Here is a 19,806-nt window from a genome sequence, read left to right as displayed (position 1 = left end):
CTAAGTCTGCAAGCAATGTCACAAGACCTGCGCTGAATAGGGCAAAACCCATACCTTTTTGTAGTGGGTGATGTTTGATTTGATTAACGACTAATTGAGACATAGTGACCTCCATGCATAACGTTTCGATGGATGAACTTTAGGCTCAAGTCATTAATTTGTAAAACCAATTAAATTAATATTAATTATCGATTTATTAGATTAATAATAGCCCTTATTTCTCTGTAGAATGAATTTATTCATCGGAGGTTCACATGAGTACCAAATTGTTAGACAGTCCAAGCTGGTTCAATGCAGCAGAAATGCATGCGAAACAGCACCCATTAACTGCCATTGCTTTGCTAATTGCTGTATTGGGTGTTGTTGCCTTGATTGCCCAAAGCGCCTATGAAATTATTTCTGGCCAACAGTCCATGGCACTCAGCTACGCCCTAGCGGCCGGTCTCATTGGTTTTGCTGCTACCGCTTTGGGCGCTATCCCCATCTTATTCATCAAGTCCTTGCCCACAAAGCTTGAAGACAGCATGTTAGGTTTTGCGGCTGGAATGATGTTAGCTGCCAGTGCATTCTCACTCATCATCCCAGGCATTGAAGCTGGAAATGCTATTTTTGACAACAAGTTCTTGGGGGCTGGCTTGGTTGTTATCGGGATAGGCTTGGGTGTTTTTTTGATGTTGGGTTTAGATCAATTCACGCCGCATGAACATCATCAAACAGGTCCTTGTGGCGCTGGTTACGAGCGATGTGGCAAGGTCATGCTGTTTGTTATGGCCATTGCATTACATAACTTACCTGAAGGCATGGCCATGGGTGTCAGTATGTCTGCCGGTGATTTATCTGTGGGCATTCCTTTATCGATGGCCATCGCGATTCAAGATATCCCAGAAGGATTAGCTGTTGCGATGAGTTTGAGAAGCGCAGGCATTAAACCAAAGCTCGCTCTTTTAATTGCGATTGCCAGTGGGTTATTGGAGCCGATTGGAGCTCTATTAGGGGTCAGCATTGCCAGTGGTATGGCGTGGGCTTACCCAGTAGGGTTGGGTTTGTCAGCGGGAGCGATGTTGTTTGTTGTTTCTCATGAAGTGATTCCTGAGACTCATCGCAACGGTCATCAAACGACAGCAACGATTGGGTTGATGATAGGATTTTCATTGATGATGATTCTTGATACAACCCTTGGATAAAAGCGCATACTGAAATAAGTAATACAAACTAAATAAAGGAATTGATATGAAAAAAGTAAGCTCTAGTAAAGATGCAAAATCAATGACCATTAACATTGGTATCAGCGAAGCTGACCGAAAGAAAATTGCGGACGGTTTGTCTAAATTTTTAGCTGATAGCTACACCCTTTATTTGATGACTCATAACTTCCATTGGAACGTTACTGGCCCACAGTTCAATACTTTGCATACGATGTTCATGACTCAGTACACAGAGCAGTGGGCTGCGCTAGATATGATTGCAGAAAGAATTCGCGCCTTGGGTCATCCTGCACCTGGCACTTATAAAGAATTTGTAAAACTTTCATCAATCAAAGAAGTTGAAGGTAAATCAAAGGCATTGGAAATGGTGCGTCATTTGGTTCGCGCTCAAGAGGCAACAGCCAAAACAGCAAGAAGTCTTTTCCCAATCATTGAAAAAGCCAATGATCAACCCTCTGCTGATTTATTGACTCAACGAATTGATATTCATGAGAAGACAGCCTGGATGTTGCGCAGTATGTTGGAAGAGTAAGTTGTTGAGAAATTCTTATAAAACGTCTCTAAGATATAGGCCGTACGTTTGAATCGTGCTGGGCAGGCCAAGTTTGACGCTCGTCGACTGAAAGCCTTTTTTCCTCTCGTTCTTAGACCATATATGAAGATTGCTTCATATTGATTGTTTATCTGAATTCCAAGATTCTGTCTGATGTATTCATTAATACTTAATAAGGCAAATAATTGTGAAATTTATCTTGGTGGGACTCATGGCATTAACGTTTTCAACTGCTCAAGCTCAAAACAAACCTAAAGTTGAGGCAATTTATGGGACTGGTTCCAATGAATTTAGTTTGGCAACAGGAAGTCCTGGGGAACTTGGGCTTTTAAAGCTTCTGGGTGAAGAGTTTGGCAAAAAAGAAAATGCCAAAATGATTTGGATTAAAGCAGGCAGTGGTGCCTCACTCAATCTTTTGAAAACAAAGCAGGTTGACATGATCATGGTGCACGCACCTGCTGCCGTCAAACAAGCTTTGGCCGATGGATGGGCTGTTAACAGCACACTGATTGGTTCCAATGAGTTTTATATTGTTGGACCAAAGTCTGATCCTGCAAAGATTAAATCTGCTAGCAGTGGAGCTGATGCCTATAAAAAAATTGCATCCGCACAATCAAATTTCATCACCCGAGGCGATAAATCAGGTACGCATGTCAAAGAAATGGATATATGGAAGGCGGCTGGTGTTGCGCCATCTGGTGCTTGGTATATCTCTACCAATGATTTTATGACGGCATCTTTAAAGCGGGCCAATCAAGAAAAAGCTTACTTCATGACTGATAGCAGTACATGGGTTGCAGAAAAAACAGTTGCTCCAGATTTAGAAATCTTATACAGAGGCGATAAGTTTCTAGTGAATACCTATGATGCATTGGTGGCCCCTAAAGGCGCTACGCCAGGGCGTGACACTGCTCTCAAGTTTGTAAACTTTGTGGCCTCTGATGTTGGGCAAAAAATTATCAGAGACTATGGCAAGGATAAGTACAAAGAAGCGCTTTACAACGATGCAGTTTATGCAAAACAGTATGTTTACTAAGGAGGTTTTATGAAATTAAATGTTTCACTAAGTGCACGTAATACTCTTAAAGGAAAAGTTGTTGACATTAAAAAAGGTCAAACAACCAGTCACATCAAGATTGATATCGGTAATAGCCAAATTTTGACTGCCTCAATCACCAATGAAGCGGTTGATGAGTTGGCATTGAAAATTGGTGATGACGCCTGGGGAATCATCAAGGCTTCAGATGTGATTGTTGCTAAATAATTGGCGCAATGAGATTACTCATTTGCTTATTATTGTTAATAGTTGCTAGACCGGCGTTCTCTCAAGAATGTCCGGTTGATAGCAATATCATTTTTGGTAAGAATGATGCTTTTGCATTTCGTCTTTTTGCTATCAAACCAGCCATGGTCACACTCAACTCTTTGAGTCAGTTGCCTCAAACAACCATCACTGCTGAGAGGCGCTTGCAAGTTTCTGGCTCTGTTAATGCTTCTGAATCTCAGGGTACTGCGTGGTCAGGGGTATTGCTCAGAGACTTCTTGCTTAAGTATGGCCTTGAAAATGTTCCGTCCCGCCCTTTGAGAAACACTCGTATCGAGATTGTTGCTAAAGATGGTTATAAGGCTACTTTTAGTTGGGGAGAGATTTTCAACAACCCAACGGGCTCTCAAGTTTTACTGATCACTAAGCAAGATGGTAAATATCTTGATGTGCAAGAGGGGCCAGTTGCCATTAGGTCTCTTGGGGATATACGCCCTGGCGCAAGACATGTTAGAAATATTTGCGCAATCAGCTATTTAAATTGAAAAAGCCGCCTCCAAAAAAATACGGAACTTCAGCGATCTTATCGGTTAGAGTTCTGCTAGAAGCTAAATTGCAAGCTTATATTTTTTTGAAGGGTGAAAGTTGATTTTCTTAAAAATACTCGGTTATTTGCCAAAAAAGATCAGGCAGTTTTACGATGATGTGCTGAGCTTCATCAAGGCCAACTCTCGCTAAAAGCTGAACAAAGCAAACTTATCTTTTCTCAATCAAAGATAGAAACTCTCTGCGCAAATTAGAGTTCTCTAAAAACTGACCACGCATCACACTATTGATCATCTTCGAATCATTGTCCTTAACACCGCGCCATTGCATGCAGAAGTGATCAGCTTCCATCACCACAGCTAAGCCGGCAGGCTTGAGCTTTTGCTCCAACATATTGGCAAGTTCTACCACGGCCTCTTCTTGTATCTGAGGTCTGGACATCACCCATTCGGTTAAACGAGCGTATTTGGATAGTCCAACCAAGGCTGAGTCTTGATCTGGCAGCACCCCAATCCAAATACGACCCATGATGGGGCAGAGGTGGTGCGAGCAAGCGCTGCGCACGGTGATGGGGCCGATGATCATCAATTCATTGAGGCGGCTGATATTCGGAAAATCTGTCAAAGCAGGTGGCGCCACATAGCGACCATTGAAGACTTCATTCACATACATCTTTGCCACGCGACGACTGGTATTTCTGGTGTTGTGATCATTCTCAGTATCAATCACCAAGCTTTCAAGTAAAGCTTGTACTTTTTCAGACACTTCATCGACCAAGCCATCTAATTCTCCTGGCTCTATGTGAGCGGCGATATTGTCATTCGCATGAAAGCGCACCTTGTTTGCTTTCAAGCGCGCACGGATGACTTCAGAAATAGCTTGTTGCTTGCTCGGCTTTGGTTCACTCATGATGATTGGCCTTAGTTTGATCACCTTGGCGGTGTGCCATCAGGTGCTGAATTTTTAAATACAAAATAGTCGCTGATAAAACAAATGTGATGATGTTGGCGACCAAGATCGGACCACTGCCTATTAAAACGCCGTAAATCATCCAAAGGATGATGCCGAAAGTAAACGTGGCATACATGCCCAATGAGATACCCGATAAATCTCTGGTGGTGATTGATCGATAAGTTTGTGGAATAAAAGCAGCGGTGGTGATGGTTGCTGCGATGAAGCCAAGCAGGTTGTCAAAATCCATTGAAACGAATCCTTTGATGGCTTTAATTGAAATCGAGTAACCAATGTATAGGATTTCTTATTTTCTTGCTTGTCAGCTATCTAAAGACTTATTTAATAAATGGATTTGTGTCCTTGACCATGCATAAGCAAGCCCAGACAAAAAAGATTAACATCACTAATAAGATGTTTTTGGCAATTATTCGCTTGCAAAATGAGATCTAATAAAGGAATCTAAGTTGAGTACAGATAAGCGCTGTTGTGGTTCAGGAGTCTGCATCATCAATCCTCAAGGTGAGTGTTGGTGCGGTCAGGTATGGGATGGCGAAAAGATGTGTCATCCGCCATTGAAGCCAATCACCAGCCCAGCCCCTGATTTAAGCCAAGATAAAAAGCCCTCTACTGACTCTTAGGGGCTTCAGCAATAAATCCTTAAAGTTCTTATAATTACCAAAACGCCATACAAATGACAAATAGCTAATAAAGCGAGACAAAAGAGGTTTCAAATGCGCATCGAAGATACCGATCCAGCCAGACATGCCAGTATTGAATATCCCATGGAAGTGGGATCACCTGTCTTCGCGCCCATTAAAGTCACTGAAGAAAAAGACAAAGCTGTCAATGTGGCTCGTCAGAATGCCAAGCATGAATACGATCGCATCATGGAGCAAGCCAATGTCTTGATGAAGCAAGCGAAAGCCTTGCAATCCAGGCTGGATGTTACAGAGCAAGTGCATGCTGCTAAATTCTCATTCAACCCATTGCATGGCAAGATTTATCACTTGTACTTTGATCACCGTCAGCAAACCAATGTGTTGATTCAAACAGGACCCGATGAATGGACTTGCGGTGTACCAGAGCACTGGACCTTCAAGTTAACGGTCAAGAAATTAGGTGACAGTACATGGGAAGAAATTGAAACAGAAGTAGAAGATAATCCAGGCTTGATTAAAGGCTAAGCTTTAATACTATTGCCATTGACCTGGCGCAAAAGTATTCATTGACAAAAACACCTCGTCAGCCGAAGATAAGGCATGACACCAATCTCTTCACAAGAAACCAATCTGCGTTACCGACGCCTTTTTGAAACTGCCTACGACGGCATTTTGATCTTAGACTTTGAGAGTGGACGAATTCAAGATGTGAACCCCTATCTCATCGAAATGCTGGGCTACAGCAAAGAAGAATTGATCGGCATGGAGCTTTGGGAAATCGGCGCCATGGTCGATAAATTGGCATCTTTGAAAGCCTTTGAAACTCTTAAGCAAGAAGGCTACATTAAATACAGTGATCTGCCGCTGCGTACTAAAGCCGGAAAAATCATCAGCGTTGAATTCGTGAGTAATGCCTATGGCGTGAATGGTGAGCGAGTCATTCAGTGCAATATCAGAGATATCACCGATAGAAAAATTGCTGAAAGCTGTTTAATTAAATATCAGCAAGACTTGGCTCTTAATATGTACGAGGTAGTTGATGCATTGACCAAGGTGATTGTGGCTCGTGATCCCTATACCTATCAACATCAATTGCGTGTGGCACATCTGTGCGTAGCCATTGCCAATCAAATGAATCTATCTGTGCATGTTGTCGAGGGGCTTAAATTGAGTGCTTTGATACATGACATTGGAAAAATTGGTGTGCCCGCGGAATTACTCACCAAGCCTACACCTTTGGAAACTTTCGAAATACAAGCCCTCCAAAAGCATGTTCAAACTGGTTTTGATATCGTCAAAGACATTAATTTTCAATGGCCTCTGGCTCAAACCATTTATCAACATCATGAAAGAATCAATGGTACCGGTTACCCAAATCAACTCAAAGGTGATGCCATCATCTTAGAAGCCAAAATTTTGGCCGTGGCTGATACTGTTGAAGCTATGTCGCACAATCGACCTTACCGCCCATCCTTAGGTCTTGATAAGGCACTCGTTGAAATTGAGAGTGGCAAAGGAAGCCTGTATGACGATCGTGTGGTAGATGCTTGTTTAAAGCTATTTAGAGAAGACAATTACGAGTTTCCATTAATCTGATCAATTCAACATGTCATTTTGAAACAATTTGACCTGATTTCTACCTGCATTTTTGGCGCAGTACATCGCTTTATCGGAATAGTCGATATAAAGATCCATCGCAAGATCTAAAGAATCATGATGAACTTTTTTTGGATCAAAGATAGATATTCCGATGCTCACTGTCAGGGTGATTTCTTTGCCGTTGACGATTGCAAAGTAATCTTTTGAAATGGCTTCACGAAGTCTTTCTGCAATCTCAAAGGCAGCTTTGGCATCAGTTTCTGGGCAGGCAATCAAAAACTCTTCGCCACCAAAACGACCAAATACATCAATATCTCTTAATTTATGCTGGCAGAACAAAGACAAGTTCTTTAAGACTGTGTCACCAACCATGTGACCATACTGATCATTGATGCGCTTGAAGTGATCAATATCAAGCATCAGAAAGGCCAAAGGGTGAAGACTTCTTTCGCCACGACTGATTTCTCTTTTGAGGCGCACATAAGTTTCTTTTTTGGTGAGTGCCAGCGTTAAAGAATCTGTGGCATTTAAAATCTCTAAAGCAGAATTTTCTTTACGAACCTCACCCAAAGCTGCTTTGATCCCAGTCACTCCAATGAACAATAGCAAAGAAATTGGCACAGATAAAAAAGCATCTTTGATATCAAACATCGAGTATTCATAGGCATTGATCAAGGGTACTACTCGTCGGCCAATCATGATCGTCAATGCCGCGCTCAATGCAATACACGTGATTTTGTATTTATTGACAATATTGATCAATCTGAACGATTGATAACTGGCACCTACCTGAAGTAACAGGGAGAGCGTGTAGAGGAGAACCGTATAAGTTTGCATGAATGATCAGAAGCTAAAGATCAGGCTGGTGTTCAAGTATCTGTACTTGTAGTCTGGACCATTGAAGGTGGCACTTTGGCCGTAACCCAACTTGCTTTTAAAAACAATCGACTTGGTGATGGGACTGTTGGCTTCTAACTCATACAAATGAGTGCTGGTGCGAGGATCCTCATTCACTTTTTGACGACCCACACCAATCAAGCCAGACAACATCCAGCTTTGAACTTTTTGGCGCATGGCCACTGCCACCATCTGTTCTTCGTATTCATTAGGGTTGAAGTAGTTGCCATTATTTTCTTGTTGGCTATTGCGGTACTGACGGTGTCTTAGCTGAAGATTGATGCCTTGCTCGGGTAGTAAGTCATAAATCAACTTACCGCGAATGTGGTTTCGGGTGTTATTGTCAGAGAAACGATGTTGGCCTAAAAGACCAATCACAGTCCATCCTTCTGATAAGCGTTGCTCTAGACTGCCGCCGTAATAGTCATATTTGATACCCCTGTCGAGAGAGTTTCTTGTCTCAACCCAGTCACGGTTATAAAACAATTCAGCGTTGGTACCTTCTCGAATTGACATGGCGTAGTTCATGTCGGCATTCACCAGGGTGTGATTACCCAATTGATTAAGACCAAGATTGGCCTTATGACCCAAACCATTTTTTGGATTGATTGATTCACTCACCAAGCTTACTTGAGAGGCATCTTTTTTCCACTCATACTGTTCATAGCTGTGATGCAGGGCTTGTATGCCTGTGTAATGTTGCCCATCTTTGTATAGAGGTAATAAGCCAACACCTGCTTTGACGGCTTTGAACTGATCATTGTCACTATAGGCGCTGATCGTTGGGCTCAACAAAGCCCAAGATTGATTGCTTTGAGCATGGATCAAGTTTGGTGTGAGTCCAGCACACATCATCGCGCACAAAAGAGCGGGGTGTTTTAATAGATTTTTCATTTTGTGCCCCATGATTTTTTTGTACCAAATATTTCTGTGATATAACCCCAAACTGCAGCTGGTTGCAAAATACAGCTGTAGGGGAGCATGTACAGGAAGAATCCCAAAGTATTGCGACGCACATGCAAGTGCTGCTCAACAAACATTTTTTCTTCTATGCGGTACATCAAAGAATTCATTAGGAGAGCCATGGGCAGCAATATCAGCGTCATTGGCCCAACAATCCAGTAATAGCCAAACATAGCCAAGACTAAACCTGGTAAAAAGCCAAAAGTAAAAGCAACGTCCATGGCTGGAAACAGCAGGTCCCACCAAATGAAGAAAGTTGATAAACGCTTTCTAAACAAAACTTTTGGGTGGTATTTAAATGCTTCAATCATGCCCCTGGCCCAGCGCTGTCTTTGGCGAACAAACCCTGAAACAGTGCTTGGCACAATCGTAAAAGCAATTGCATCTTCGCAATAGCCGACCCGATAATCTTTTTCTAGCATGGCCCAAGTCAGCACAATGTCCTCGCCAACAGTCTTTGGCCAACCGCCTAATTCAAGAACGATTGATTTTTTATACAAAGAAAATGCGCCTTGTGCCACCAAGGTGCCTTGATTCAGAGATTGCACGCGTTTAACGGTAGCAATGCCTTGGAAGTAATCCCATTCTTGAGATTGAGTGATCCAGTTTTGACGAGAATTGCGAACCATGATCGTGCCAGCAACTGCGCAGGTATTGGCAGGATCACTGTGGAATCGTTCCACAATTCTGACTAAGGCATCTTTGTACAAATAGGAGTCGGCATCCAAGGTGATGATGAGCTCATGACTTGCTAATGTAAGAGCTCTATTCAATGCTTCAGATTTACCTTGATTAGTCTCTAGCTGGATGCATCGCAACCAAGGATATTTGCTGATCAATTGATTGCACACGGCATGGGTCTGATCTTTCGAACCATCATCGATCAAAATGACTTCAAGAGTTCCTGGATAATTTTGTTTAGCAATACTTTCAAAAGTATCTGGAATGACAGCCTCTTCGTTATAAGCTGCAATCAAAATAGTGATGGGCGGATAGCTATCCAGATGTTTGCGGACAGGCCTTTTATCCATCATCAAGCTAAAAACCATGAAGGCATTGATAAAGCCTGGCACAACTGCGATGAATAAAATCAAAAATCCGGCAAGAAACCAGCCGATGATGGCTGATAGATCAGCAAACCAAAACTGAGCTGCCCATATAGAAAAAATGCCCCACAAAGTCGCAATAGTTAATGCCAATTGAAATTTAGTATTAACTTTCAGGTACATGCATGTTCTTTAAAGAGTGTTATCCCCGCAGTGTATATGTAATTTCTATAAATTAGAAATGTAAGAGCAAATAAATCACTTTTTGGGGTTCAAGCGACTGGATCCCCAGATTTCAAACTGACGTTTCATGTCACCAGCTTCAGACTCAATCGTGTCTTCCTCTTCAAGTCCTGGGCAATTGGTGGGAATGTCTTTTTTAGAGTCGTCGGCCACTTTTTGCTCAATCCGTGTCGGTGCTGATTTGCCATCCCAAGCAAATGGGTTCTTAAAAGTCGGTGGGTCAGGCAAACAATCGTACTTATAAATAGGAGGCCAACCATCATCCATGGGTTGGAATGAAATTGTTTTCTGGAAGATCAGTGGTTTACCCGTTGGGATGGGTGGAAGAGGTGGCATGTTTTCAATCGCTTGGCGCGCCAATTTCTCTGCAACATCAGAGGTAGACCAAAGAGTTTCTAATTTTGCTAGTTGACCGTTAGCGGCAATCTCAATATGAAAGCGCACCATGCCTTGATCAGGACCCTCCACTGAGCGTCCCATCATGCTGCGCACTTGTTGCCCCCAGTTGTGGCGATAGCGTTTACTGTTCTTCAAGGTATAGGTTGATGCTTTTTGCCACTCCTCAGCAGATGGTGCTGGTGGCGCATCCATGTAAGCCAACTTCTTTTCTTGGGGCACTTCTCTTTGAGTATTAAGAACCAGAGTTTGTTCTTCCTCAGGCTTCTCCTCTTTTTTCTTGTCTTCCTTTTTTTTCTCAGGCTCAAGTTTGACCTGTATCACCTCATCCAATGGTTTGGGCTTGATTGGATTGATGCCTTGATAGTTCAATCCCACCACTGCCAAAACTAAGTGAAGTGCCAGCGAGAGATAGATAGCCAGCTGAAAGCTTGAGAGTTTTTTTATGCCAAGCATGCCAACATCAGAGATAAATGATTTTCAAAGGAAATTTCTAAAACCTATAAATGCAAAAGAGGGTAATACTTGCGACTGGGTAATACTTGCGACTATAAGGCATTGAGTATTCGCGCACGCTACACCAGAGTCAATTAGTTATTATGCTTAAGTATTGTGATTCAAGGGTTTACGAGAACTGAAAGTAAGCTGAAAAATGGTTATCCTAATCGTTCTTTACAAGGAGAGTGCTATGAAGCAACTAATTAAATTAATCACAGCCATGTCTTTCGTGGTTTTCTCAGGACATGCTTTTTCAGAAACAAAAATTGTTTACCACGTGAACGAAGGCGTTCAGCAAGCCAGCCGTGCGATTGGCAATATTCGTAATCACTTGAACGCTGATCCAAAAGCAAAAATCGTTGTCGTGACTCACGGTCCTGGTATCGACTTCTTGCTTGAAGGTGCTGAGAACATGTCTGGTTCAAAGTTTTCTGCATCCATTGGTGACTTGGTGAGCAAGGGTGTTGAATTCAGAGTGTGTAACAACACCTTGGTTTCAAGAAAAATTGCTAAAGAGCAAGTGATCATGGAAGCCAAGATTGTTCCTTCAGGTGTTGCAGAAGTTTCTAACTTGCAAGCCAAAGAGCGTTATGCTTACTTGAAGCCTTAAGCTTAAACTTAAGGTTAAAACAAAACCAATAAAAAAGGCCGCTGATGCGGCCCTTTTTATTACTACTTATCTGAATCACCTTGCAGAATCAATGATCTCATTCAGGGTTGCGCTAGGGCGCATCACTTGCTCAAGCTTCTTGGTATCTGGCTTGTAGTAACCGCCGATATCAACTGGCTTACCTTGAACAGCAGATAACTCAGCAACGATCTTCTCTTCATTGTCTTTTAACTGCTTAGCCAATTTAGTGAAATGAGCTTGTAGTTCTTTGTCTTCTGTCTGAGCAGCCAATGCTTGTGCCCAATAGAGTGCCAAATAGAACTGGCTACCACGGTTATCTAGTTCACCTGTTCTTGATGAAGGTGATTTTCTGTTCTCAAGCAATTGACCAGTGGCTTCATCCAAAGTCTTGGCCAAAATCTTTGCTTTAGGATTGTTCTTCTTGATACCCACGTCTTCAATCGAAACTGCTAAGGCCAAGAATTCGCCCAATGAGTCCCAGCGCAAATGGTTCTCTTCAACCAATTGCTTCACGTGCTTAGGTGCTGAACCACCGGCACCAGTTTCAAATAAGCCGCCACCATTCATCAAAGGCACAACAGACAACATCTTGGCTGAAGTACCTAATTCAAGAATTGGGAACAAGTCTGTGAGGTAGTCACGCAAAATGTTACCTGTGACAGAGATGGTGTCTTTGCCACGAATGATGCGCTCTAATGTGTAACGCATCGCACGTGTTTGAGACATGATCTGAATATCCAAACCTGTGGTGTCGTGATCTTTTAAGTATTGAGTAACTTTCTTGATCAACTCAGCTTCGTGAGGACGGTACTCATCTAACCAGAACACAGCTGGAGTATTTGATTGACGTGCACGAGTCACGGCCAACTTCACCCAATCTTTGATTGGAGCGTCTTTCACTTGGCACATGCGCCAAATATCGCCTTCTTCCACATTCTGCTCAAGCAACACTGTGCCATCCAAAGTCACGATGCGTGCAACACCTGGTTCCGGAACTTCAAAAGTCTTGTCGTGTGATCCGTACTCTTCAGCTTGCTGAGCCATCAAGCCCACGTTTGGCACACTGCCCATGGTCACTGGATCAAAATTGCCATGTGTCTTACAGAAGTTGATCATCTCTTGGTAGATACGAGCAAATGTTGATTCAGGCATCACCGCTTTGGTGTCCTTCAAACGACCATCCGCACCCCACATCTTGCCGCCTGCACGAATCATCGCTGGCATAGAAGCGTCCACGATCACGTCATTTGGTGAGTGAAGGTTAGTAATACCTTTGGCAGAGTCCACCATCGCCAATTCTGGATTGTGCTCATGACAAGCGTGCAAGTCATTGATGATCTCTTCACGCTTAGAGCTTGGCAAGCTCGCAATCTTTTCATAAACGCTGCTCAAGCCGTTGTTTGGATTTACGCCCAATTGCTTGAACAATTCACCATGCTTCTCAAAAGCAGTTTTGTAGAAAATTTTCACAGCGTGACCAAACACGATCGGGTGAGACACCTTCATCATGGTCGCTTTCACGTGCAATGAGAACATCACGCGTGTTTCATATGCATCACGGATTTCATCTTCATAGAACTTGCACAAAGCTTTTTTGCTCATGTACATACTGTCGATGATCTCGCCTTTTAAAAGAGAAACTTTTTCTTTTAAAACAATTGTTTTGCCTGACTTGGTCACCAAATCCATTCGCACATCACAGGCGTGAGACATGACCATTGATTTTTCGTGAGAGTAGAAGTCACCGCCGTGCATGTGCGACACGTGGGTTCTAGACGCTTGACTCCACTTACCCATGGAGTGAGGATTGTTGCGTGCGTAACCCTTCACCGCAGCTGGTGCGCGACGATCAGAGTTGCCTTCACGAAGTACTGGGTTCACTGAGCTACCCAAACACTTAGAGTAACGCGCACGAATCGCTTTATCTTCAGGACTCTGTGGATCTTCTGGGAAATCTGGAATCTTGTAACCCTGAGATTGCAATTCTTTGATGGCAGTTGTTAGCTGACCCAATGCTGCAGAAATATTCGGCAACTTGATGATGTTCGTGTCAGGCAATAAAGTCAGTTTGCCTAATTCACTTAAATTGTTTGGAACTTTTTGGTCGTCTGAGAGGTAATCAGGAAATTCAGCAAGGATTCGAGCTGCAACAGAAATATCACTTTCAACAACTTCAATATCAGCAGGTGCCGTGAAAGTTCTGATGATGGGTAAAAAGGAAGCGGTTGCTAAATATGGGGCTTCATCTGTCAACGTATAGATGATGGTTGATTTTTCCTTGCTCATTCTTCTTTGTCCTCTTTTTATAGATGTACGTCTGATACTCAAGGGTGTAGCAATTTCGAAATCGATTTTAATCGCCGAATCTTTGATTATCCTTACCTATTTAAGCTAAGTAAAATAACTTGCCCTCAATTTTGCCCAAAATAGGCACTTAAAATAGAAAAAAGCCCTGATAAAACAGGGCTTTTTAGCATTGTTGAGACTTCTTTGTCCTAGGTCAAGGAAGGGTAATCGGTATAACCTTTTTCAGTACCACCGTAAAAAGTTGAGCGATCGTAAGGGGTTAATGCCGCATTTTGGGCAAAACGTTCCACCAGATCAGGGTTGGAGATATACAGTCTGCCAAAAGCCACAGCATCAGCCTGACCTGATGCAACTGCTGCCTCGGCGCTCGCGCGATCGTATCCGCCAGCCATGATGACTTTGCCTTTAAAGACCTTTTTGAATAATTCTGAAGTGCTTGGAACATCCTTGGCCACTTCATCATTACCGCCTGCACTGGTTGAACGAGGTTCAATTAAATGCAAATAAGCAAGATTCAAAGGGTTCAACTGCTCGATCACATGCGTGAACAAGCCAATTGGATCTTTGTCTGACATGTCATTGAATGTGCCGTAAGGCGAGAGACGAACACCTACACGATCGCTGCCCCAGACCTGAATCACTTCATCGAGCACCTCTAAGAGCAAACGTGTGCGATTAGCAAAGCTGCCACCGTATTGATCTTGGCGTTGATTGCTAGAGTCTTGTAAGAACTGATCTAGCAAGTAACCGTTTGCAGCATGAACCTCAACACCATCAAAGCCAGCTTGCTTAGCAACGGTAGCCGCATGGCGATAAGCTTGAAGTAATGCAGGAATCTCTGACACTGATAGCTCGCGAGGAGTTTCATAATCAGCCAATTGCCAAGAAGCTGTGTACACCTGACCTGTTGGAGCAATTGCAGAAGGGGCCACTGGTAAGCCATCTTCAGGGTGTAAAGAAGAATGAGAAATCCTGCCCACATGCCACAACTGCATCACAATTTTTCCGTTCTTGGCGTGCACAGCGGCTGTGATCTTTTGCCAAGCCTTCATTTGCTCGTCGCTGTAGATGCCAGGAGTGCCTGGGTAACCTTTACCCAAAGGACAAATTTGCGAAGCCTCGGTGATGATCAAGCCAGCGCTGGCTCTTTGGCTGTAATACGTGGCTGCTAATTCACCAGGCACATCACCAGCAGTGGCACGCATGCGTGTTAAAGGTGCCATGACTAGGCGATTTTGGATGGCAATCGCCCCCAATGTTTCAGGTGTGAATAATTTCATGTCTCTTTTCTTTTTAGAATGTTTGAATGACATCCATTTTAAGAAGTTTTTAGTAAACCTGCTCAGTAGGGAATTGAAAATATATTTATTAACAAATACTTAGTAATCGGTCTGTGCATAAGCGCACCCAACATTCCCACATAAAAATTAAGACATCATTTATGTAACTTTTATTACTTTTGTAAGTTCATTGACCTATAATTTGTACATAATAATAAAAAACTAATAGCCCTAGAGATAATTAATAGCTAAAGATAACGAGACAATGAAAAACAAAGATTTGCAAGAGATCTACTTCAGGTTTTTGAACTTGGTTCGCTCCATTGAAGAGCTACCAAGCTTTCCTAAATTAGATGCAACAGAAACTCAGCTTCTAAACGAAGTAGCAACTCATTGGAAAAGTGGCGAACGCCTCTTGGTCAGTGATGCAATCGCCATGCGTGAGATTGGATCTCCTGCCACTTTGCACGCACGCTTAAAGCAGTTGCGTGACAAAGACATGGTGACTTATGTGGTTGAGACTGATGGCCGTAAAAAATACATCGAGCCTACCAGTACTGCGTTGAAATACTTCTCAGATATTTCAAATTGCATGATTGCAGCCACGGCTAAGTAAGCAGATACCCATAAAACAAAAAAGCTCCTGAAATTTCAGGAGCTTTTTTTATTGCAAGATTAAATAAAACAATTAGCAGTTAATCAAACATCAAGAAGCAATCACTTTGCCTGGGTTCATCAAGTTGTGTGGATCTAAGGCATGCTTGATCGCTTGCATCACACCCAAGGCCACTTCACCGCGATGGCCTTTTAAGTAACCGACCTTTTGTTGACCCACACCGTGCTCTGCTGAGATAGAACCATTGAGCTTTTCAACTTCGGCATAGACCAGAGCTTGGATCTCTTTGGATTTGCTGGTGAAGAACTCTTCAGTTTCGGCTGAACTTGGTCCTGCGATGTTGTAGTGCAAATTACCATCACCCAAGTGACCATAGTTAATCACGCGCACGCCTGGGTACTTGGCACGCAACATGTCATTGCAGGTGGTGATGAAGCTTGGGATTGCTGAAATGGGTAAAGACACATCGTGTTTGATGTTCGGGCCATCATCGGCTTGTGCCAATGGCACGTGCTCGCGCATGTCCCAAAACTTTCTGGCTTGTGCAAGATTGCTAGCAATCGCTGCATCACTTGCGCAGCCAGATTCAAGGGCGCCTTCCAAGATTGACTCCATTAACTGCATGGCGTGCTCTTCGCTCTCGTAATCAGAAATTTCTACCAACACTTCATAAGCATTCGGGCCGCTCAATGGGCTCGCAAGAGCAGGGTAGTAGTGTTTCAATAATGCCAAACTTTCATCAGACATCATTTCAAAACCAGTGAGCTGTGCTGAAGCACCTGCTTGAAAGCGATTCAATAACTCCACTGCAGCATCTGCATGCGGTACTGCCACCAGAGCAGTCCAATTAGCCACTGGGCGCGGAAATAGTTTCATGACGGCTGCAGTGATGATGCCCAAGCTGCCTTCGGCACCAATGAACAAGTCTCTCAAGTCGTAGCCAGTGTTGTCTTTGCGCAAACCACGCAAGCTGTTCAAGATTTCTCCATTGGGCATCACAACTTCAAGACCCAAGCAAAGCTCACGTGCATTGCCATAACGCAATACTGAAGTGCCACCTGCATTGGTGGATAAATTGCCACCAATTGTGCAACTGCCTTCAGCACCCAAACTCAATGGGAAGTAACGATCGGCTGCTGTGGCTGCTTCTTGTAATGACTGCAAAATCATGCCAGATTCAACCGTGATGGTTTGATTGGATGTATCAATCGCGCGCACTTGGTTCATGCGATTCAAAGAGATCACCACTTGTCGACCATCGCTGTTGGGAGTTGCGCCGCCACACATGCCGGTGTTGCCACCTTGCGGAACAATCGCGATGCGATTGGCAGCACAGAGTTTCACAATCTCTGACACTTCTTGTGTGTTACCGGGACGCAGAGCAGCAATCGCTTGACCGCGGTAGCGCTTGCGCCAATCAACCAAGTAGGGCTCTAAATCATCAGGGGCTGTGATCACTTGGGCTTTGCCAATGATCTTTTCAAAGCCAGCAATCAATTCTTGATCATTCAATGACATTTTGTCTTCCTCAGTATGTCTAATATTTTTTGTTTAGTTCTTTATTTTTTCTTCTTACTTCTCTGCTTCTAATTTCTTAGCTTCCAACTCTTTTGCTGCTAATTCTTCTTGAGCCTTTTTCATTTTCGCTACTTTTTTCAAAGGCTTCAAATAAGCCAGTATTGCGAAATATGCCACCAAGCTTAAAACAATTTCTAAACCTGCCAAGTAGGCAGATAAGCCCTTGTCATTCAAGCGCACCACACCTTCAATGAAATACAGCATCACTAACATCGATGCCCACTGCATGGTGTAGTTACGAGCTTGCCAAATACCTTTCAAAGCAAACAACATTGGCACCACTTTGATCACTGCCCATGAGCCACCTGGTTTGATGGGCGCCAAAATGGCTTCCCACAAAATGCACAACACAATCAATGCGAACCAAGAGAACCAAGCGATCAAACGCCAATGATCTTTGGGGGCTAACTCTGGATGTGACAGTAATGAGTCGCTCATGTTGATAATTTTCTGGCCATTTCAGCCAAGCGTTTGCCTTGTGCAATCGCCAATTTTTTCTCATCAGCAGAAATCGGTGCAGAGCCATCGGCTTTTGCAAAATGCGTCACACCATAGGGTGTGCCACCAGTTTGGGTGTTCATCAATTCAGGATGACTGTACGGGAGACCCACAATCACCATGCCGTGATGCATCAATGGAATCATCATTGATAAGAGAGTGCTTTCTTGGCCACCATGCATGCTGCCAGTGCTGGTGAAAACACAGGCAGGCTTGCCAGCCAAAGAACCAGATAACCACTCGGACGTGGTGTTGTCTAAAAAGTACTTCATGGCTGAAGCCATGTTGCCAAAACGAGTCGGTGAGCCCAGGGCCAAACCAGCACATTCTTGAAGGTCTTTATTTTCAACATAAGGAGGACCTGATGCTGGGATGTCAGATTCAGTTGCTTCGCAAACCGCTGAAATCGCTGGCACGGTGCGCAAGCGCGCTGTCACACCTGGAACGCTCTCAACGCCTTCAGCAATCAGCTCTGCCAGCTGGCGCGTAGCGCCATGCCTGGAGTAATAAAGAACTAAAACATTAATATCAGAATTCATAGAATGTGTACTCGTTGATGTATCTTGCTTATGATAGAGCCGTGGAAGCAATTCGTCATAAAGACTCTTTTCTCGATTTTTTTAAATACCTGCGCAATCGCGCCAAGGTGAGCCGTATCAATGAAATGGCAGCCAGCCTATCTTTCACGACCATCTTGTCGATTGTGCCAATGGTAACGGTCTCTTTCGCTCTTTTGGCGGCCTTGCCGCGTTTTTTAAAACTGCGCGCTGCCTTCCAAGAATGGCTTTCAGACAACCTGATTCCTGGCGCCATTGGTGACCCTATCTTGGTTTACTTGAACCAATTTGCCCTCAAGGCAAAAGGCTTGACCATCTTCGGTACGCTTGGTTTGGTGATTGGCGTATTTTTTACTTTGATCACTGTTGAAAATGCCTTCAATCGCATTTGGCAGGTAGAAAACCGCCGACCATTTTTAAAGCGCATTGGCATTCATCTAGTGGCCACAGTCATGGGCCCACTTTTATTGGGTTTGAGTATTTACTTGAGTTCTATGGTCTTGAGCGCCTCCAAGGGTTTGATTGGGCCGTTGAGCGATGGCTTTAGTTTCATTGCAGGGGCTTTCCCTTTGTTGCTTTCGACCATGTCTTTCGGCTTGGTCTACAAAATACTGCCGTGTGAGCGAGTTGAGTGGCGCGATGCCATCTTGGGCGGTGCCTGTGCCGCCATCATTTTTGAATTAGCAAAATCTGCCTTTGCTTGGTTTGTGGCGAGTTACCCGATCTACAAAACCGTTTATGGTGCTTTTGCTATCTTGCCGCTGTTCTTGGTCTGGATTTATTTGACCTGGTGGGTCACTTTGGCGGGCGCCACCATGGTGGCCAATATGCCCATCATCAGGGCATGGAAGCGTCCTAAAACCTAAGACTTTCCCCAAGAGAGTCCTTTAAGAGCCCATAGCTGGGGTAAGCCCCTATAAGACAGGGCTGGCGGGTCTCAAATCCTACTGATAGACTAGTCTCACAAGATCCAATAACCGGAGGCAAGCATGAAAGTCAGTGATATTTTGCGCTTTAAAGGAGCGACGCTCTATACCGTTGCGCCGGACACATCGCTTGCAGCTGCCGTGCACATCATGGCAGAAAAAGACATCGGTTCATTGGTGGTGATGGAGTACTCGGAATTGGTGGGTATTCTGACCTTTCGTGAAGTGATCAACACCTTGGCAAAAAGTCATGGAACTTTGGGCCAAGAAACCGTTGGTTCTGTCATGGAGAAGTCTCCTATGACATGTACATCAGAGATGGACTTGGATGAAGCACGTCGCATCATGCTAGATCAACACATGCGCTACTTACCGGTATTGGATGGTAATACCTTGAACGGCGTGATTTCTTTCTACGACGTTGCTAAAGCAGTGGTGGAGGCCCAAGGTTTTGAAAACACCATGCTCAAAGCCTACATCCGTGACTGGCCAGCTGCTGAAGACTCTGGCGCGCCAGCCAAATAAAGCCATTCTTTGCCAAGAATTACAAAAATAACAAAAAATAAGAATGGCAAATCAAGCCTCAATGC

At 43.7% G+C, this 19,806-nt stretch carries 23 protein-coding genes; 12 read left to right on the top strand and 11 right to left on the bottom strand.

From position 1 onward, the window contains the following. Nucleotides 1–254: 254 nt before the first annotated feature. From GQ367_RS06075 to GQ367_RS06055, 5 genes are all read left to right on the top strand, one after another. Nucleotides 255–1,184, top strand: coding sequence for a ZIP family metal transporter (locus GQ367_RS06075; protein ID WP_215289915.1), 930 nt, complete (start codon nucleotides 255–257; stop codon nucleotides 1,182–1,184). Nucleotides 1,185–1,230: 46 nt separating this feature from the next. Further along, complete coding sequence (locus GQ367_RS06070; protein ID WP_251370135.1) at nucleotides 1,231–1,737, top strand: Dps family protein; 507 nt, start codon at nucleotides 1,231–1,233, stop codon at nucleotides 1,735–1,737. A 232-nt stretch (nucleotides 1,738–1,969) separates the two neighbouring features. Beyond that, a complete protein-coding gene (locus tag GQ367_RS06065) occupies nucleotides 1,970–2,794 on the top strand; it encodes a substrate-binding domain-containing protein (RefSeq protein WP_215289913.1) in 825 nt (274 codons plus the stop codon). Between the two features lie 9 nt (nucleotides 2,795–2,803). Beyond that, complete coding sequence (locus GQ367_RS06060; protein ID WP_215289912.1) at nucleotides 2,804–3,022, top strand: molybdopterin-binding protein; 219 nt, start codon at nucleotides 2,804–2,806, stop codon at nucleotides 3,020–3,022. 8 nt (nucleotides 3,023–3,030) lie between these two features. Next, the gene (locus GQ367_RS06055) at nucleotides 3,031–3,567 is read left to right on the top strand and encodes a molybdopterin-dependent oxidoreductase (RefSeq protein ID WP_215289911.1); all 537 of its coding nucleotides are present in this window, start codon (nucleotides 3,031–3,033) and stop codon (nucleotides 3,565–3,567) included. A 211-nt stretch (nucleotides 3,568–3,778) separates the two neighbouring features. On the opposite strand, the gene folE is transcribed toward GQ367_RS06055, so the two are convergent. Then, on the bottom strand, nucleotides 3,779–4,477 hold the full coding sequence (gene folE, locus GQ367_RS06050) for a GTP cyclohydrolase I (RefSeq protein ID WP_215289910.1): 699 nt from the start codon (nucleotides 4,475–4,477) through the stop codon (nucleotides 3,779–3,781). Continuing rightward, a complete protein-coding gene (locus tag GQ367_RS06045; protein ID WP_215289909.1) occupies nucleotides 4,470–4,769 on the bottom strand; it encodes a SemiSWEET family sugar transporter in 300 nt (99 codons plus the stop codon). The genes folE and GQ367_RS06045 overlap by 8 nt, the downstream gene beginning before the upstream one ends. 217 nt (nucleotides 4,770–4,986) lie before the next feature. On the opposite strand from GQ367_RS06045, the gene GQ367_RS06040 reads away from it, so the two are divergent. The 3 genes from GQ367_RS06040 to GQ367_RS06030 all read left to right on the top strand — a co-directional run bounded on the left by GQ367_RS06040 (nucleotide 4,987) and on the right by GQ367_RS06030 (nucleotide 6,777). Next, on the top strand, nucleotides 4,987–5,160 hold the full coding sequence (locus tag GQ367_RS06040) for a hypothetical protein (RefSeq protein ID WP_215289908.1): 174 nt from the start codon (nucleotides 4,987–4,989) through the stop codon (nucleotides 5,158–5,160). Between the two features lie 93 nt (nucleotides 5,161–5,253). Beyond that, nucleotides 5,254–5,706, top strand: a complete 453-nt coding sequence (locus GQ367_RS06035) for a DUF2452 domain-containing protein (RefSeq protein WP_215289906.1) — start codon at nucleotides 5,254–5,256, stop codon at nucleotides 5,704–5,706. A gap of 75 nt (nucleotides 5,707–5,781) precedes the next feature. Continuing rightward, nucleotides 5,782–6,777, top strand: coding sequence for an HD-GYP domain-containing protein (locus GQ367_RS06030; RefSeq protein ID WP_215289904.1), 996 nt, complete (start codon nucleotides 5,782–5,784; stop codon nucleotides 6,775–6,777). Here GQ367_RS06030 and GQ367_RS06025 read toward each other — a convergent pair whose 3' ends face one another. From GQ367_RS06025 to GQ367_RS06010, 4 genes are all read right to left on the bottom strand, one after another. Next, on the bottom strand, nucleotides 6,778–7,617 hold the full coding sequence (locus GQ367_RS06025) for a GGDEF domain-containing protein (RefSeq protein ID WP_215289903.1): 840 nt from the start codon (nucleotides 7,615–7,617) through the stop codon (nucleotides 6,778–6,780). 6 nt (nucleotides 7,618–7,623) lie between these two features. Continuing rightward, nucleotides 7,624–8,571, bottom strand: coding sequence for a hypothetical protein (locus tag GQ367_RS06020; RefSeq protein ID WP_215289901.1), 948 nt, complete (start codon nucleotides 8,569–8,571; stop codon nucleotides 7,624–7,626). Then, nucleotides 8,568–9,869, bottom strand: coding sequence for a glycosyltransferase family 2 protein (locus GQ367_RS06015; RefSeq protein WP_215289899.1), 1,302 nt, complete (start codon nucleotides 9,867–9,869; stop codon nucleotides 8,568–8,570). Before GQ367_RS06015 ends, GQ367_RS06020 begins: the two co-directional genes overlap by 4 nt. A gap of 75 nt (nucleotides 9,870–9,944) precedes the next feature. After that, nucleotides 9,945–10,781 carry an energy transducer TonB gene (locus GQ367_RS06010; RefSeq protein WP_215289897.1) on the bottom strand — a complete coding sequence of 279 codons (837 nt, stop codon included), beginning with the start codon at nucleotides 10,779–10,781 and terminating at the stop codon, nucleotides 9,945–9,947. Between the two features lie 232 nt (nucleotides 10,782–11,013). On the opposite strand from GQ367_RS06010, the gene GQ367_RS06005 reads away from it, so the two are divergent. Then, a complete protein-coding gene (locus GQ367_RS06005; protein ID WP_215289896.1) occupies nucleotides 11,014–11,433 on the top strand; it encodes a DsrE family protein in 420 nt (139 codons plus the stop codon). A 75-nt stretch (nucleotides 11,434–11,508) separates the two neighbouring features. On the opposite strand, the gene GQ367_RS06000 is transcribed toward GQ367_RS06005, so the two are convergent. Then, entirely contained in the window at nucleotides 11,509–13,740 is a 2,232-nt protein-coding gene (locus GQ367_RS06000; protein WP_215289895.1) for an NADP-dependent isocitrate dehydrogenase, read from the bottom strand. Between the two features lie 209 nt (nucleotides 13,741–13,949). Continuing rightward, nucleotides 13,950–15,041 (bottom strand): alkene reductase, encoded by a 1,092-nt coding sequence (locus tag GQ367_RS05995; protein WP_215289894.1) that lies wholly within the window; start codon nucleotides 15,039–15,041, stop codon nucleotides 13,950–13,952. 265 nt (nucleotides 15,042–15,306) lie between these two features. Here GQ367_RS05995 and GQ367_RS05990 point away from each other — a divergent pair, with 265 nt between their 5' ends. After that, nucleotides 15,307–15,657 carry a winged helix-turn-helix domain-containing protein gene (locus tag GQ367_RS05990; protein ID WP_215289892.1) on the top strand — a complete coding sequence of 117 codons (351 nt, stop codon included), beginning with the start codon at nucleotides 15,307–15,309 and terminating at the stop codon, nucleotides 15,655–15,657. Between the two features lie 90 nt (nucleotides 15,658–15,747). Here the strand turns inward: GQ367_RS05990 and GQ367_RS05985 are convergent, their stop codons facing one another. The 3 genes from GQ367_RS05985 to wrbA are packed head-to-tail and all read right to left on the bottom strand — an operon-like array spanning nucleotide 15,748 to nucleotide 18,272. After that, nucleotides 15,748–17,175 (bottom strand): FAD-binding oxidoreductase, encoded by a 1,428-nt coding sequence (locus tag GQ367_RS05985; RefSeq protein WP_215289890.1) that lies wholly within the window; start codon nucleotides 17,173–17,175, stop codon nucleotides 15,748–15,750. Nucleotides 17,176–17,229: 54 nt separating this feature from the next. Further along, a complete protein-coding gene (locus tag GQ367_RS05980; RefSeq protein ID WP_215289888.1) occupies nucleotides 17,230–17,673 on the bottom strand; it encodes a DUF2069 domain-containing protein in 444 nt (147 codons plus the stop codon). Continuing rightward, nucleotides 17,670–18,272 carry an NAD(P)H:quinone oxidoreductase gene (gene wrbA, locus GQ367_RS05975; RefSeq protein ID WP_215289886.1) on the bottom strand — a complete coding sequence of 201 codons (603 nt, stop codon included), beginning with the start codon at nucleotides 18,270–18,272 and terminating at the stop codon, nucleotides 17,670–17,672. Before wrbA ends, GQ367_RS05980 begins: the two co-directional genes overlap by 4 nt. Before the next feature lie 41 nt (nucleotides 18,273–18,313). On the opposite strand from wrbA, the gene GQ367_RS05970 reads away from it, so the two are divergent. Continuing rightward, the gene (locus GQ367_RS05970) at nucleotides 18,314–19,156 is read left to right on the top strand and encodes a YihY family inner membrane protein (protein ID WP_215289884.1); all 843 of its coding nucleotides are present in this window, start codon (nucleotides 18,314–18,316) and stop codon (nucleotides 19,154–19,156) included. A gap of 123 nt (nucleotides 19,157–19,279) precedes the next feature. After that, complete coding sequence (locus tag GQ367_RS05965) at nucleotides 19,280–19,741, top strand: CBS domain-containing protein (protein ID WP_215289882.1); 462 nt, start codon at nucleotides 19,280–19,282, stop codon at nucleotides 19,739–19,741. The last annotated feature ends 65 nt before the right edge of the window (nucleotides 19,742–19,806 follow it).

Origin of the sequence: Polynucleobacter sp. MWH-CaK5, assembly GCF_018687615.1 — a bacterium.
In the GTDB taxonomy this organism is placed as follows: Bacteria; Pseudomonadota; Gammaproteobacteria; order Burkholderiales; family Burkholderiaceae; genus Polynucleobacter.
The sequence above is the reverse complement of the archived record's forward strand: the minus strand, read 5'-3'. Positions and strand labels throughout refer to the sequence as shown.